Genomic DNA, 15,335 nt, shown 5'->3' on the forward strand with positions numbered 1-15,335 from the left:
GCCCGCCCCTCGGCGGGCTTTTTCTTTCTCGGGCGGCTCAGGCCGCGGCGATCAGTCCGGCGATCGTTTCCTCGCTGATCAGCATCGGCATGGCATGGGCCGGCAGCAGGGCCGATACCGCATGGCTGTCGCGCGAGGTGTCGGCGAGCTTGGGCGACAGGCGGGGCTCCCCCGTCGCCGTGGTGAGGATGGCGACATGCGGGTGATAGGCCTTTTCGCCGTTGCGCACGACGATCCCCATCTCGCCGCTGACCAGGCGCACGACACTGCCCGGCGGAAAGATGCCGAAGGCCTTGATGAGCGCGCCGGCCAGGGGGCTGGCGGCCGCCATCTGGTGCAGTTCCCGGCCCGCCTGGCGGGCACTGATGGCCGGGCGGTCGGCCCGGTCGCTCAGGCGGGCGGTGTAGACATCGGCAAAGCGCAGCATCTCCGCCAGTTCGCTGCGCTCGGATGTGCCCGCGGGGTAGCCAGAGCCATCCGGCAACTCGTGGTGCAGGCGGACGGCCTGCAGCCAGGCCTCATCTCGGATGCCGGCATCGGCCAGCATCTGGGCACCGCGATGGGGATGCTCGTGGATGGCTTCGCGCTGGCGCGCGGTCAGAGGCGACACCTGCGTGGCCAGCCGCGCCTGCAGATCCACCATCGCGATGTTCATCGTCAACGCGGCCTGGAAGGCCCGCCGCTGATCGCTGTCGCTCCAGCCCAGGAACCGTGCCGCCGCCTGGCAGGCCGTGGCGGCATGGATGGAGTGGCGCACGCCGTAGTGCCCGCCACCGCTGCTGGGTTGCCTCACCACCCGGGAGAGCGCCAACGCTGGCGCCGCCTGGATCAGGCCCAGGAGCTCGTCGGTGGCGCCGTCGATCGCCTCGGCCAAGGCCGCGGGCTCGGTGTTGAAGAGCTGCCGCATGTCCTGCGCACAGCGGTCCCAGGCCCGGGACAGGGCGGCAGGGCGCTGGGGGGGCGTGCCTCGGCGGGCCACGGGCACCAGACCCACCAGTTCATCGGCTTCCACCAGGGCGCCGCGACGGAACAAGTCCTCGAGCTGACGCTGATCGGCAATCACCTGCCCCTTGGCCAGCAGCAGCAGGCGGCCCTCGTCGCGCACGCTGAACTGCAGCGGCTGGCCGAGCTCGATGCAGTTCTGGACGGAAGCGAGGGAGCAGACGCGCATGACAGGGGTGGCCCCTTGGGCGAGGCCCGGAAGTCGGATCAATGTCCTGACATCGGCAGCCGCGCCGCCAGCTTGAGGCCTGGATCACCCCGCCTCGAACCGGCTCAGCGCCGCGCCAGCACCGGTTGCAGGGCGTGGCCGGTGTGGGTGCCGGCGGCCACCAGGGCCTCCGGCGCACCGGCGCAGACCACCCGGCCGCCGCCGGTGCCGCCCTCGGGCCCCAGGTCCAGCACCCAGTCGGCCTCGGCGATCACGTCCAGGTCGTGCTCGATCACCACCACCGAATGGCCGCCGTCCACCAGGCGGTGCAGCACCCGGATCAGGCGCTCCACGTCCGCCATGTGCAGGCCCACCGTGGGCTCGTCCAGCACATAGAGGGTGTGGGGCGCCTTCTGGCCGCGCCGGCCCACCTCGTCGCGCACCTTGGTCAGCTCGGTCACCAGCTTGATGCGCTGGGCCTCGCCGCCGGACAGCGTGGGGCTGGGCTGGCCCAGGGTCAGGTAGCCCAGGCCCACGTCCTTGAGCAGCTGCAGCGGGTGGGCGATGGACGGCATGCTGGCGAAGAACTCCACCGCCTCGTCCACCTCCATCTTCAGCACGTCGCCGATGCTCTTGCCGCGCCAGGTCACCGCCAGCGTCTCGGTGTTGAAGCGCTGGCCGTGGCAGACGTCGCAGGGCACCTTCACATCGGGCAGGAAGCTCATCTCGATGGTGCGCATGCCCTGGCCCTCGCAGGCCGGACAGCGGCCCTGGCCGGTGTTGAAGGAGAAGCGCGCCGCGGTGTAGCCCCGGGCCTTGGCCTCCAGCGTCTCGGTGAAGAGCTTGCGGATGGCGTCCCAGAAGCCGATGTAGGTGGCCGGGCAGGAGCGCGGTGTCTTGCCGATCGGCGTCTGGTCGACCTCCAGCACCCGGTCCACGCCGCCCCAGCCGCTCAGGCTCCTGCAGCCCTGCAGGATGACGGACTGGGCCGCAGCCTCGTCATTCTTGCGGCCCTTGGCCGCCACCAGCGCCGCCACATTGGCCAGCAGCACGTCGCGCGCCAGGGTGGACTTGCCGGAGCCGGACACACCGGTGACCGCCACCAGCCGGCCCAGCGGCACATCCACATCCACCTGCTGCAGGTTGTGCAGGCGGGCGCCGCGCAGCTCCAGGGCCGGGGTGGCCCGGGTCACCTCGCGCCGGGCCTGCAGCGGGTGGACCAGCGGATGGGCCAGGCAGCGGCCGGTCACCGAATCGGGCTGCAGCGCCAGCTCGGCCGCCGTGCCCTGGGCGATCAGCCGGCCGCCGCGCTTGCCGGCGCCGGGGCCGATGTCGATGATGTGGTCGGCCCGGCGGATGGTGTCCTCGTCGTGCTCCACCACCACCAGGGTGTTGCCGTTCTGGCCCAGCTGGTGCAGCGCGTTGAGCAGGATGCCGTTGTCGCGCGGGTGCAGGCCGATGGTCGGCTCGTCCAGCACGTAGCAGACCCCCTGCAGGCTGCTGCCCAGCTGCGCGGCCAGACGGATGCGCTGGGCCTCGCCGCCGGACAGCGTGGGCGCAGCGCGGTCCAGCGTCAGGTAGCCCAGGCCCACTTCTTCGAGGAAGGCCAGCCGGCCCTGGATCTCGGTGATGACGTCGCGGGCAATGCCCAGCTCGCGGGCGCTCATCGCGGTGCCAGCGCTCAGGCCCTCGATCCAGGCCTGGGTCTGGGTGACCGACCACTGGGCGACGGCGTGGATGCCCTCGCCCTGGAAGCTGACCGCGCGCGACATCGGGTTCAGGCGGGCACCATGGCAGTCCGGGCAGGCCTCGCCGGCCAGGCCTTCGACCTCCGGCTCCTCGCTGGGGAAGCTCTGCTCGCGGCCGCGGTTGTCCTCGTCGCGCACGCTGTCATCGAAGGCCTTGCGCTGCTCGCGGGTGAGCGCCAGGCCGGTGCCCACGCAGCTGGTGCACCAGCCGTGCTTGCTGTTGTAGCTGAACATGCGCGGGTCCAGCTCGGGGTAGCTGGTGCCGCAGACCGGGCAGGCCCGCTTGGTCGAGAAGACCTTGACGCTGCCGATGCCCAGCGTGGAATCGCCATCCTCCAGCGCCTGGGCCAGGCCGTCCAGCGGTGCCAGCAGGTGCAGCACGCCCTTGCCCACGTCCAGGGCCTGGGCCAGCAGACGGCGCAGCTCGGCCTCGTTCTCCGGGCTCACCACCAGGTCGCCCACCGGCAGCTCCAGGGTGTGCTCCTTGAAGCGGTCCAGCCGCGGCCAGGGGTCCACCGGCAGGAACTCGCCATCCACCCGCAGGTGGGTGTGGCCGCGCGCCTTGGCCCACTTGGCCAGGTCGGTGTAGACGCCCTTGCGGTTGACCACCAGCGGCGCCAGCAGCCCGATGTGCTGGCCCTTGTGGTCGCGCAGCAGCTGGGCGGCGATGCTCTCGGCCGTCTGCGGCATCACCGGGGCGCCGTCGTGCACGCAGTGCTGCAGGCCCAGCTTGACCCACAAAAGACGCAGGAAGTGCCAGACCTCGGTGGTGGTGGCCACGGTGGACTTGCGCCCGCCGCGCGAGAGGCGCTGCTCGATGGCCACCGTCGGCGGGATGCCCCAGACCGCATCCACCTCGGGCCGGCCGGCCGGCTGCACGATGGAGCGGGCGTAGGCGTTGAGCGATTCCAGGTAGCGGCGCTGACCTTCGTTGAAGAGGATGTCGAAGGCCAGCGTGCTCTTGCCTGAGCCGGACACGCCGGTGATGACGCTGAACTTGCCCCGCGGGATGTCGACGTTGAGCGCCTTCAGGTTGTGCTCGCGGGCGTTGATGATGCGGATGGCCTCGTCCTCGGCGCGCTTTTCGCGCACCACCCGGCCCAGGTAGCTGCCGCTGTCGGCGGCGGTCTTTTCGCCCGCATGCAGGGCGCCATCGTATTCACGCAGGGCCGCGCCGGTGTGGGACGTGGGGTGGCTGCGCAGGTCTTCCGGTGTGCCCACCGCCACCACCTCGCCCCCGGCGTCGCCGCCCTCGGGGCCCAGGTCGATCAGCCAGTCGGCCGCGCGGATCACGTCCAGGTTGTGCTCGATCACCAGCAGCGAATGGCCGGCGTCCAGCAGCTTGCGCAGCGCGCGCATCAGCTTGGCGATGTCGTCGAAGTGCAGGCCGGTGGTCGGCTCGTCAAAGACGAAGAGCGTGCCCTTCTTGGCCACCGGCTGGCGCGGCCGGCCCGCCGCCTCGGCCAGAAAACCGGCCAGCTTCAGGCGCTGGGCCTCGCCGCCAGAGAGCGTGGGCACCGGCTGACCCAGGCGCACATAGTCCAGGCCCACGTCCACGATGGGTTGCAACTTGGCCACCACCTCGCGGTCGCCGGCAAAGCACTGCACCGCCTCGCTGACGGTCAGCTCCAGCGTGTCGGCGATGGACAGGCTGCGGCCGGCCCGCTCGATCTTCACGTCCAGGATCTCGGCGCGGTAGCGGCTGCCATCGCAGTCGGGGCAGCGCAGGTACACGTCGGAGAGGAACTGCATCTCCACATGCTCGAAGCCCGAACCGCCGCAGGTCGGGCAGCGCCCGTCGCCGGCATTGAAGCTGAACATGCCGGCGGTGTACTTGCGCTCCTGCGCCAGCGGGGCCACCGCGAAGAGCTTGCGGATCTCGTCGAAGGCCCCGACATAGCTGGCGGGGTTGGAACGCGCCGTCTTGCCGATGGGCGACTGGTCCACGAAGGCCACGTCGGCCAGCAGGTCCGCGCCCAGCAGGCGGTCGTGCAGGCCCGGGGTCTCGGTGGCATGGCCGAAGTGGCGGTTCAGCGCCGGCACCAGCACGTCCTGCACCAGGGTGCTCTTGCCCGAGCCGGACACGCCGGTGACCACGGTGAGCCGCTGCAGCGGGAACTCGACCGAGAGGTTCTTCAGGTTGTTCTGCCGCGCGCCTTCCAGGATGAGCCGCGGCGTGCCGGGCTCGACAAAGCGTCGGAAGCCCATGCCCACCGACTTGCGCGCGCCCAGGTAGGCACCGGTCAGGGTGTCGGCCTCCCGGGCCTGCTCCGGCGCGCCGTCGAAGACGATCTGCCCGCCCTTCTCGCCCGGGCCGGGGCCCATGTCGATCAGGCGGTCGGCCGCCAGCATCACCGCCGGATCATGCTCCACCACCACCAGGGTGTTGCCGGCGTCGCGCAGGCGCTGCATGGCCTGGACGATGCGGTTCATGTCGCGCGGGTGCAGGCCGATGGACGGCTCGTCCAGCACGAACAGGGTGTTGACCAGCGAGGTGCCCAGCGCGGTGGTCAGGTTGATGCGCTGGACCTCGCCGCCGGACAGGGTGCGGCTCTGGCGGTCCAGGGTCAGGTAGCCCAGGCCCACGTCGCACAAATACTTCAGGCGATGCTGCACTTCCTCCAGCAACAGCTTGAAGGCCTCGTCGCGCAGCGCGTCGGGCAGGGTCAGCTGGTCGAAGAAGCGGCGCAGGCGCTCCAGCGGCAGCAGCATCAGGTCGTGCAGGGACAGGCCCGGCAGGGCCTCCAGCTGCGCACGCGTCCAGCCCACGCCCTGGGGCAGGAAGCGCTTTTCCGGCGGCAGTACGGCATCGGCGTCGGCCTGGGAGCCCACGCGCCAAAGCAGCGCCTCCAGCTTGAGCCGAGCGCCGCCGCAGACGGTGCAGGGGGTGTAGCTGCGGTACTTGGACAAGAGCACCCGGATGTGCATCTTGTAGGACTTGCTCTCCAAGTACTCGAAGAAGCGGCGCACCCCGTACCACTGCTTGTTCCAGTTGCCGTTCCAGTTCGGCGAGCCCTCGATCACCCATTCGCGCTGGGCGGGAGTCAGCTGGTTCCAGGCGGTGTCGCGCGGAATGCCGGCATCGCCCGCGTACTTGACCAAGTCGTCCTGGCACTCCTTCCAGGCCGGGGTCTGCATCGGCTTGATGGCACCGTTGCGCAGGGTCTTCTTCTCGTCGGGGATGACCAGGCCGAAATCCACGCCGATCACCCGGCCGAAGCCGCGGCAGGTCTCGCAGGCGCCGTAGGCGGAGTTGAAGCTGAACAGGGCCGGCTGCGGCTCGCTGTAACGCAGGTCGCTTTCCGGGCAGTGCAGGCCGGTGCTGTACTTCCAGAGTGAAGGCTCACCTTCTTCTTGCAGGGCATAGACGGTCAGCCGCCCCTGCCCACGCTTGAGCGACAGCTCGATGGCCTCCATCACCCGGGCGCGCTCGGCGTTGCCCAGGCGCAGCCGGTCGGCCACCACGTCGAGCAGCTTCTTGTCACCCACCACCCGCTCGGCCTGCACCCTGCTGAAGCCACTGGCCGCCAGCCACTGTTCCAGCTGCTCGGCGGTCGTGTTGGCGGGCAACTCAACAGGAAAAGTGAGCACCAACCTCGGATCCCCCGCCGCCGCGGCCCGGGCCTGCAGGTCGGCGTAAATGGTGTCGGGGTTGTCGTGCCGCACCGGCAGCGCGGTCTGGCGGTCGAACAGCTGGGCGGCCCGGGCGAACAAGAGCTTCAGGTGGTCGTTCAGCTCGGTCATCGTGCCCACCGTGGAGCGGCTGGTGCGCACCGGGTTGGTCTGGTCGATCGCGATCGCCGGGGGCACGCCCTCGACCTTGTCCACCGCCGGGCGGTCCATGCGGTCCAGGAACTGGCGGGCATAGGCCGAGAAGGTCTCGACATAGCGCCGCTGCCCCTCGGCGTAGAGGGTGTCGAACACCAAGCTGGATTTGCCCGAACCGCTGGGGCCGGTGACCACCGTCATCTCGCCGGTGCGGATGTCCAGGTCCAGGTTCTTGAGGTTGTGCTGGCGGGCGCCGCGGATGTGGATCAGGCCGGAGGACATGGCAGACAGGACGTGGTGGAAGGGCCGGAAGGGGAGATCAACCGCTTATGTTGACACGGGGCTGGCCCACCCGGTGAGCGCCCGGTCATTGCCGGACCGGCCCCCACCCCTGCCCGCCCGGGTGTCGCAATGTAAAGGGGGGGTAAAACGCGGCCGTACGTACCCCCACATCCCTCGGCAAGCCCCCGAGTCAGGCCTTAGGCTTCGTGTCCAGGTTTTCCCCATGCTGGCCCATGAAGTCCAACGACACCCCCTCGCCCCCGCACCCCGCCCGCATCCTGGTGGTCGACATCGACCCCGAGACGCAGGAGGCGATCGCCCGCCCCCTCCAGCAACGGGGCCACCAGGTGGAGCTCAGCGAGGACTTCGGCGCCATCGCGCAATGCGGACGGAGGGGCTTCGACCTGCTGGTCGTGGCGCCACAGACCCGCCGGCGCCGTGGGCCGGACCCCTGGGTGCAACTGCGTCAGCTGCGGGACAGTGGTGCGTCCCCTCCGGTGCTGGTGCTGCTGACCGCCAGCCATGCGGCCGACCGGGCGGTGGCCCTGGAGCTGGGCGCCGATGCCGTGCTGGACAAGCCCTTCCACCCGGGGGAACTGCGAGCCCGGGTGCACGCGCTGCTGCGCCGCGCCCGCCCCGGCGCCGTCTCCTCGGCGTCGGCCGTGCGCTTCGGCGACTGGGCGCTGGAACCCGACAGCCGCACCCTGGTGGCGCCCACCGGGCTGCAGGTGCCCCTGTCGGAGGCGGAATGCGCGCTGCTGCAGGCCTTTCTGGAGCACCCGCGCAGCACCCTGAACCGGCAGCAACTGCTGGACATGGCGCGCGGCCAGGGCGTCCAGCAGCTGGACCGCAGCATCGACCTGCTGGTGTCCCGTCTGCGGCACAAACTGGATGACGACCCGCGCGCGCCCCGGTTGATCCACACCGTGCGCGGCATCGGCTACCTGTTCCATGCCTTGGCGGACCCCTCGACGGCCGGCGGTGGTCTGGCGTCGGAAGACAGCCTGGCGACACCTCGTCCGACGACATAGGGAGTCCCAAGCCTGGGGTCTCCCCCTACACTGCGCGCCGGAGGCTCATGTCCTCCAGGGACCGTCGACCGCTGGCCGGCGGGTTCAGCAGATCAGTGCGGGAAGACCCATGTTGTTGCGACTGTTGCGAGGGGGCCTGGCAGGCCTGTTGTTGCTGGGCTTGCTGGCGGGCTGCGGCGGCGGGCGCCCCGAGGACCCGACCCTGTCGCTGAGCCTGGCCGTCGATGGCAGTGCCGCCAGCGGCACCACCAGCGGCACCACCACCACCTTGCAGATCCAGTCCGGCCAGACGGTCACGATGGACAGCAGCCTGGATGTGGCGGTCGTCGAATCTCCCGGGCAAGCCACCCTCACCTCCCTGACCAAGACCAGCACCTCCTGGATCGGCCTGGTCAACAGCGCCGTGGAGGACGACGTCACCCTGCAGGTGACCTCGCGCGACTATCCCGACCAGACCCGCACCGTGGTGCTGCACGTCACCCCCACCCCGCTGGCGATCAACGTCGTGGTGGACGGGGTGACCCAGACAGCCACCCCGGTGGGCACCGGCGGTGACTACTCGCTCAGCATCCAGTCCGGCCAGACCGTGGCCCTGCAGTCCAATGTGGGCCTGGATCTCACCACCGATTTCGGCGACGCCCGCGTGGCCAACCGGGTCGTGTCCAAGACGGGCTGGCAGGGCACGCTGACCAGCGCCGTGGACACCGAGGTCACCTTCACCGCAGCCGTGGACGGCGACAGCAGTCGCAGCGCCCTGGTCCATGTGCTGATCGCCGCCACGCCCCTGCAGGTGGGCGTGATGGTGGATGGCGTGACCCAGAACGCCGCCCCCGTGCTGGCCGGCGAAAGCTACACGGTCACCATCAGCTCGGGCCAGCAGGTGGCCCTGCACAGCACGGTGGCCATGGTGGTGGACGAAAGCCTGGGAGCCGCCAACAAGTCGGCCTACACCAAGACCGCCACCGACTGGTCGGCCAACCTCGCCAGCGCCAGCTCGACCGAGGCCACCCTGGTGGTCAAGTCCAACGCGGACAACAGCCTGATGGCCACCATCCACGTGGTGATCGATCCCAAGCCGCTGGCGGTGACGGTGTCGGTGGACGGCACGCTGGAAACCAGCACCGCCGTGACCGCCGGCCAGACCCATGAGCTGAGCATCAGCTCCGGTCAGCAGCTCACGCTGGACAGCAACATCAAGGTCAACTTCGCCTCCTCGCTGGGGGCGGCCAGCGCCAGCAACATCAGCAAGTCCAGCACCGAATGGCAGGCCAATCTGAGCGCGGGCGCGGCCACCACGGTGACGCTGACCGCCACGGCCCAGGGCGACAGCACGCGGGTGGCCACCATCGTGGTGCATGTGGCGGCGGCACCGCTGCAGGTCGGCGTGCTGGTCAACGGCGTGTCGGTCACGGCCACCCCGCTGCTGGCCGGGCAGGCCACCACGGTCAACATGAGCTCGGACCAGTCGCTGACCCTCAACAGCAACGTGTCCTTCCAGGTGGACGAGTCGCTGGGCACCGCCACCAAGAGTGCCTACACCAAGACGGCCAACACCTGGTCGGCCAAGCTCAGCAGCACCGCGCCGACGGTGCTCACGCTGACCGCCAAGTCGGCCGCGGACAGCAGCCAGGCGGTGACGGTCAACGTGGTGCTCGACCAGATCCCGCTGACCGTCAACCTGCAGATCCTGACCAGCGACGGCGCCACCGTGGTACAGACCGACACGGCCACGGCCGGCGACGTCAAGACCTACAGCATCCCGACCGGCTACCGGGTGGCCGTGGGCTCGCCCACGCTGCCGATCAACGTCACCGCCGACTTCGGCGATGGCCTGGCCCGCTACGTCAACAGCACGAACCACAGCTGGAACGCGATGCTGGTCAGCGGCAGCGCCACCGAAGCCGTGCTGAACGTCACGCCCCAGGGCGCCACCACCGGCGGCCTGACCTTGAAGTTCGACATCGTGCCCAAGGACCTGTCGCTCAATGTGAGCGTCAATGGCCTGGCCCTGCCGACCAGCCCCTACGCCGCCGGTGACAACCTGACCATCCTGGTCTCGTCCGGCGATGTGGTGGCCATGGCCAGCGATGGCGCGAACATCACGGTCACCAGCACGCTCAGCGGCCTGACCGAATCCTCCGTGACCAAGACCAGCACGACGTACTCCGTCTCGCTGACCAACAGCACGGGCGCCGACCAGACCGCCACCTACACCATCACCTCGGCCTCGAACCCCACCGCCCAGGTGATGCTCAACATCACCGTGCGCGCCCCCTGAGTCCCGGCGGCCGGTGAACAAAAAAGGGGCGGACCTCGCGGTCCGCCCCTTTTTTCCATGGCGATCCCGGACTCAGTCGGGCACCACCAGCGTGTGGCCGTCGAAGACGATCTGCGCGGCCGGCGCGGGCGAGGCCGAGATCGGCGGTACGTTGACACCGGACAACGCCGTGCTGCTGCTGGCCCGGGGCACGGTGTGCACCACCTGGCTGACCGGCAGCGGCGCACCGGTGGTCAGGTGGGCCCAGACCGCATCCATCGCCGCGTTGAAGTACACATGCAGCGGGATGAAGCGGGTGTCGTAGCCCAGCAGCGCCCCATAGGACATGAAGGCGTCGAAGTGCTGGCCATTGGTCACCTCGATGTAGCGGGTGGGGCTGCCCGGCTCGACCCGCTGGTTACGGGCAAAGTAGGCCCGGGCCGCATGGTTGACCGGCAGCAGGGAATCGCTGCGGCCGGCCACGATCACCGTGGGCTTGCCGTGCAGCCGCGCCCCCAGTTGCACCTGGGCCACGCCGGCCCTCACCCGGGCCGCCGCCGCAGCCGCGTCGCCGGTCAAGGGCCTCCCGCTGACCGCATCGCGCCCGGTGGCCAGCGCACGCAGGCACAGCGCGCCGTCCAGGCCGAAGTCGGCCCGGCCGGTGCTGGGCGAGGTGGACAGGAAATCCAGCCGCGGCCCGCCCACCGAGCCGTCGTAGACGATGTTCACCCCCGAGGTCGGCGGAATGCCGTTGCCGCTGGCGAACAGCCCGGCCTGGGTCGTCGGTGACTGGGCGATGGGCAGACCACTGGCATCGGTGTTGGCGAAGCTGTAGCCGCACAGGTCATCCAGCGCGCCGAAGCGCCCCAGCGCATTGGCGTAGGTCACCGCGATCGCGTTGGTGGCCAGGCGGAAGTGCGACTGCTGCAGAAAGGCGCTCTCCGGTGTCCAGCCCTGGGCCAGCAGCACGTCCCAGGCGCTGTCGGCCTGGGCAGCGACGGTGTCTCCCGTGACCAGCCCACGCTCGGCCAGGCCGGTGCAACTCTGCTGGGCCGAGGTGGTGTAGGCCGCGGGCCAGAAGGCCGGGTCCATCGACAGGCCGGTGCGCGAGGACAGCAGGGCACAGGGCTGGTAGAGCGCCGCCAGCGTGAAGTAATCGATCAGCGGCAGGCCGGTCACCGGCACCGTCGCACTGCCCTGGCGGATCTGCACGCCCGGCGTCGGCCGGGGCTGGGCATTGGGTTCGCTGACCGCCACCGCGTCGATCAGGCCCTCGGTGTCCTGCTCGGCCGCGGCCAGCGCGGCACCGCCGCCATTGGACACGCTGGAGGCGATGACCAGGGTGTTCGCAGGCGTGAAGTGGCGGCTGCCAGCGTACTGCTGGTTGAGCACGTAGAGCGCGAAGCGGACGGCGCTGAGTGTGTTCTGGCCCCAGTCCTTCTCGGGGTTCAGGCGGGAATGGGCGTGCTTGTAGGCCACGCGGTTGGGCAGGGCCGCGTTGAAGGCCGCCAGCCGGTCAGCCGGGGCGCGCACCCGGAACAGGGCCTCGGTGCCGGCCGTGGCGGCGTCCATCGGCAGTCCCTCGCGGGAGGTCACCACCCCGGTCATCAGATCGTGGTAGCCGTTGCCCGAGCCCTTGTCGGTGTAGGCCACCGCGCAGCCGTGCTTGAGGCCCCATTCCCCGGCCGTCGCGATGGCGCCGTAGATGCCCCGCGAGCCCGAGGAGGTCGCGGTGACGATGCAGGCATGGTCCGGGTCAAAGCTGACGGGCACCTGCACCATCAGCGTGACATTGCGGCGACCACTGCCGTCGTCGGCCCAGGCCGTGGTCTCCGTGCCGGCGATCTTGCCCTCGCCCAGCGTGTCCTGGCCGTGGATGTCGATGTTGGGCCCGTAGAAGACCCCCATGCCGCCCAGCGGCGTGATGTCCACCAGGGCCCGGTAGTTGTTGTAGATCGCGTTGCGGCGCAGTTCGCCGGCCGTCGGATGGGCCGGATCGGCATAGGCCGGCGCGGCTCCCATCAGCCCGGTCTTGCCCAGGCCGGCGGTCAGCAGGTCATCGCTGACCCCATCGGTCACGCGCACCGTCACCGGCCCGCGCACCCCGGACGGCAGCGGTGGGCCACCGGCCCAGGCGCCCCCCCAGGTCCCCAGCGCGCCCATGCAGGCGCAGCCCAGCACCAGCGGCCGCAGCAGGCCGCGGCCGTTCGTTCCTCTTTTCATCGTGTGCTCCCTGTGATCGCCTCCAGCCTGGAGGCCGAGCGATTCTGAGGGGGCGACTGCGGCTTGTGAGCGCCTGCCCGGGATAGTCCCGATGCCCGGTGGCCGCGTGGTGAAATTCAGGTTTCGCGGCCGTCCCTGGGCCGCACGAACGGTTCCCTTCTCATGTCCGGACACATCCTCTTTCACCCGGCCGACGCCCAGGGCATCGCCCGGGTGGTCATCAGTCACCCCGGCAAGCTCAATGCCCTGGACATCGCCATGTGGCGCGACCTGCGGGCCGGCTTCGATGCCCTGCGCGCCCAGCCGCGACCGCCACGGGTCCTGATCGTGCAAGGCGAGGGCGGCAGCTTCGTGGCCGGCGGCGACATCGAAGAGTTCCCGCGATTCCGCTTCGACCCGGCCACCCTGGCCGACTTTCACGAGGAGATCGTGGCCCCGGCGCTGGAGGCCATGCTGGCCTGCGATGTGCCGCTGATCGCGCAGATCGAGGGTGCGTGCATCGGTGGCGGGCTGGAGATCGCCGCCTGCTGCGACCTGCGTCTGTGCGGCCAGGGCAGCCGCTTCGGCGTACCGATTGCCAAGCTGGGCTTCCCGATGGCGCCGCGCGAGATCGAGATCGTCGCCCGCGTGGTGGGTGAAACCGTGCTGCGCGAGTTGCTGCTGGAGGCCCGCGTGCTGGACGCCGAGGAAGCCCGCCTGCGAGGTCTGGTGACCCGCGTGCTGCCCGACACCGAGGTGGCCGCCGACGCCTGGCGCACCGCCCGACGCATCGCCGAACTGTCCCCGCAGGCCATGCGGCTGAACAAGCAGGCGTTGCGGCGCTTCACCCAGGGCCCGGTCAGCCAGCGCGCCGAACGCGAACCCCACTACGCCTACGCCCCGTCCGCGGAACACCGCGAGGGCCTGGCCGCCTTCAACGAGAAGCGCCCGGCCCGCTTCCTGGATCCGGACGATCCCGCCCGCTGAGTGCAAGCGACCGGCCACGGCTTGCCGACCGGCCTGGGCCGTGCAGAATCGGGCGCAGGAGGACGGACATGCGGGGTCTGGGCATCGGGAGAGGGACCGGCGGCTGGAAGGCTTGGAGCGTCGGCTGGGGTCTGGCCCTGGCCGCCAGCGCCAGCGGGGCGGCGCCGCCCAAGAGCGACCCGGGACGCGGCTGGGAGCTCTGCCAGCAGGACACCGAACCCGAACGCTGCCTGACCCGGCTGGAGGCTGAGGCGCTGCGGACGGCCCGTGCCTCCCGCAAGACCCTGCGCGCGGTCCGCCAGGGCCCGCAACTGCGCCTGCAGACCCCAGGCAGCGCCACGATCACCCTGCAGGACAGTGCCGCAACCCAGTACCGCGGCCTGGGGCCGGTGGGCCACGGCGACAGCTGGCTGGTGGCCCGCCTGCCGGCCCCGCAAAGCCCTCCCCTGCTGCTGGTCAGCCCCGCCTCGGGCCAACAGATCGGGCTGGAGGCCACCCCCCGGCCCGCCCCCGACGGGCACCTGCTCATCGCCGTGCGTCCCGGCGTGGATGGACACGAGGCTTCGACGCTGACGCTCCTGCAGCGTGCGGGCACGCGCTGGAGCGTGGTGTTCCGCTACGAGGCCCCGGCCGGCCTGCACCTGAGCTTCCAACGCTGGCGCAGCGACGGCGCTGCCGTCCACCTGCAATGGGAACGCTCAAGCACCTCGGCCTGCCCCCTGGCCGAAGGCAACGCGCAGTTGCGCGACGGCCCCTTTGGCTGGGACTTCGTGCCGCCGATGCCGCCGCCCTGCGAGGCAGCAGAGGCTCACTCTTCTTCGGGGTTGTCCTGAGGGGGCGGCGGCGTGACCTGACCGGCCGGCTCCTGGCGCAAGCCCTGGCCCAGCGTCTGCGGTTGGCCCGGCAGGGTCACCCGCGGTGTGCGGAGGGACACCGCGTTCGGCACCGCAGGGCGCGGCACGCTGTTCGGATCGGGCAGGCTCAGCGAGGTGCTGGCCGGCCCGCCCTTGGGCCCGAGTTCGACGGAGCGCTTGCTGACGGACAGCAGCACCGTGTCGCCCTCGATCACGGCGCCGGTGCGCCAGGGCTTGGCCGGCTGCCCACCGACGGAAATCAGCGCCACGCCCTGCGGGCTGGCCGAAGCCGTGCCGCCTGGCGCCACGATGCCGAGCAACTGGAAGCGGCCGTCACCGGCGTCCTCTTCCGCGTCGTCCGCCACGGCCACCGTGCCGAGCACCCGGGTCAGGCTGCCGCCCTGCGGCGCACCGGCGGTGGCGGCCTGCGCCGTGGCAGGCAGGCCCTGCGCGCGGACGAAGAGCTTGAGCCCCCAGAACAGGCCACTGATGGCCACCAGGGCCCACACCACGAACGTTAATAAACGCGACGCCATCGGACGATTATGATGCATGCCCACACTGAGAACCCTGGCCATTTCCGGCCATGTTGACCACCATGTCTGTGACATTTCCCCAGCAGCCGATGAAGCGGCTGCGCCAGGCCGGTTTCACGCTGATCGAACTGATGGTCGTGCTGGTGATCATCGGCGTGCTGGCCGCGCTGATTGTGCCCAACGTGCTCGACCGCGCCGATGACGCCCGCGTGACGGCGGCACGCACCGACATCGGCAACCTGATGCAGGCGCTCAAGCTCTACAAGCTGGACAACCAGCGCTACCCCACTGGCGAACAGGGCCTGGATGCCCTGATCCACAAGCCCACCACCAGCCCGGTGCCGTCCAACTGGCGCCCCTATGTGGAAAAGCTGCCCAACGACCCCTGGGGCCGCCCCTACCAGTACGCCAACCCTGGCGTGAAGGGCGAGATCGACGTGTTCAGCCTGGGCGCCGACGGACAGCCCGGTGGCGAGGGCGTGAACGCCGACATCGGCTCCTGGCAGTAAGCCATCCCGGC

The 15,335-nt window shown here is 70.4% G+C and carries 9 protein-coding genes; 5 read left to right on the plus strand and 4 right to left on the minus strand.

The features are described 5' to 3' along the window. Positions 1-37 precede the first annotated feature (37 nt). A complete protein-coding gene (locus LRM40_RS14295; RefSeq protein WP_151124660.1) occupies positions 38-1,171 on the minus strand; it encodes an HD-GYP domain-containing protein in 1,134 nt (377 codons plus the stop codon). Between the two features lie 104 nt (positions 1,172-1,275). Continuing rightward, complete coding sequence (gene uvrA / locus LRM40_RS14300) at positions 1,276-6,948, minus strand: excinuclease ABC subunit UvrA (RefSeq protein ID WP_151124659.1); 5,673 nt, start codon at positions 6,946-6,948, stop codon at positions 1,276-1,278. A gap of 233 nt (positions 6,949-7,181) precedes the next feature. Here uvrA and LRM40_RS14305 point away from each other — a divergent pair, with 233 nt between their 5' ends. After that, positions 7,182-7,979 carry a winged helix-turn-helix domain-containing protein gene (locus LRM40_RS14305; RefSeq protein WP_151124658.1) on the plus strand — a complete coding sequence of 266 codons (798 nt, stop codon included), beginning with the start codon at positions 7,182-7,184 and terminating at the stop codon, positions 7,977-7,979. A gap of 109 nt (positions 7,980-8,088) precedes the next feature. Then, complete coding sequence (locus LRM40_RS14310) at positions 8,089-10,257, plus strand: hypothetical protein (protein WP_151124657.1); 2,169 nt, start codon at positions 8,089-8,091, stop codon at positions 10,255-10,257. A 72-nt stretch (positions 10,258-10,329) separates the two neighbouring features. Here the strand turns inward: LRM40_RS14310 and LRM40_RS14315 are convergent, their stop codons facing one another. Further along, positions 10,330-12,459 (minus strand): 3-hydroxybutyrate oligomer hydrolase family protein, encoded by a 2,130-nt coding sequence (locus LRM40_RS14315; protein WP_231067564.1) that lies wholly within the window; start codon positions 12,457-12,459, stop codon positions 10,330-10,332. A gap of 162 nt (positions 12,460-12,621) precedes the next feature. Here LRM40_RS14315 and LRM40_RS14320 point away from each other — a divergent pair, with 162 nt between their 5' ends. Then, complete coding sequence (locus tag LRM40_RS14320) at positions 12,622-13,425, plus strand: enoyl-CoA hydratase/isomerase family protein (RefSeq protein WP_151124656.1); 804 nt, start codon at positions 12,622-12,624, stop codon at positions 13,423-13,425. A gap of 68 nt (positions 13,426-13,493) precedes the next feature. Further along, complete coding sequence (locus LRM40_RS14325) at positions 13,494-14,258, plus strand: hypothetical protein (protein ID WP_151124655.1); 765 nt, start codon at positions 13,494-13,496, stop codon at positions 14,256-14,258. Here LRM40_RS14325 and LRM40_RS14330 read toward each other — a convergent pair. After that, the gene (locus tag LRM40_RS14330) at positions 14,234-14,833 is read right to left on the minus strand and encodes a hypothetical protein (protein ID WP_151124654.1); all 600 of its coding nucleotides are present in this window, start codon (positions 14,831-14,833) and stop codon (positions 14,234-14,236) included. The two genes, LRM40_RS14325 and LRM40_RS14330, sit on opposite strands and share 25 nt — an antisense overlap. A 44-nt stretch (positions 14,834-14,877) precedes the next feature. Between LRM40_RS14330 and gspG the strand changes: the two genes are divergently transcribed. Next, the gene (gene gspG / locus LRM40_RS14335) at positions 14,878-15,324 is read left to right on the plus strand and encodes a type II secretion system major pseudopilin GspG (protein ID WP_310734164.1); all 447 of its coding nucleotides are present in this window, start codon (positions 14,878-14,880) and stop codon (positions 15,322-15,324) included. Positions 15,325-15,335 lie beyond the last annotated feature (11 nt).

The organism is Ideonella dechloratans (genome assembly GCF_021049305.1).
Taxonomy (GTDB): domain Bacteria; phylum Pseudomonadota; class Gammaproteobacteria; order Burkholderiales; family Burkholderiaceae_C; genus Ideonella; species Ideonella dechloratans.

Excerpts from the sequence above, each read along its gene's own strand:
- LRM40_RS14295 (WP_151124660.1), bottom strand. The coding sequence starts at position 1,171 with ATGCGCGTCTGCTCCCTCGCTTCCGTCCAGAACTGCATCGAGCTCGGC.
- uvrA (WP_151124659.1), bottom strand. The coding sequence starts at position 6,948 with ATGTCCTCCGGCCTGATCCACATCCGCGGCGCCCGCCAGCACAACCTC.
- LRM40_RS14305 (WP_151124658.1), top strand. The coding sequence starts at position 7,182 with ATGAAGTCCAACGACACCCCCTCGCCCCCGCACCCCGCCCGCATCCTG.
- LRM40_RS14310 (WP_151124657.1), top strand. The coding sequence starts at position 8,089 with ATGTTGTTGCGACTGTTGCGAGGGGGCCTGGCAGGCCTGTTGTTGCTG.
- LRM40_RS14315 (WP_231067564.1), bottom strand. The coding sequence starts at position 12,459 with ATGAAAAGAGGAACGAACGGCCGCGGCCTGCTGCGGCCGCTGGTGCTG.
- LRM40_RS14320 (WP_151124656.1), top strand. The coding sequence starts at position 12,622 with ATGTCCGGACACATCCTCTTTCACCCGGCCGACGCCCAGGGCATCGCC.
- LRM40_RS14325 (WP_151124655.1), top strand. The coding sequence starts at position 13,494 with ATGCGGGGTCTGGGCATCGGGAGAGGGACCGGCGGCTGGAAGGCTTGG.
- LRM40_RS14330 (WP_151124654.1), bottom strand. The coding sequence starts at position 14,833 with ATGCATCATAATCGTCCGATGGCGTCGCGTTTATTAACGTTCGTGGTG.
- gspG (WP_310734164.1), top strand. The coding sequence starts at position 14,878 with ATGTCTGTGACATTTCCCCAGCAGCCGATGAAGCGGCTGCGCCAGGCC.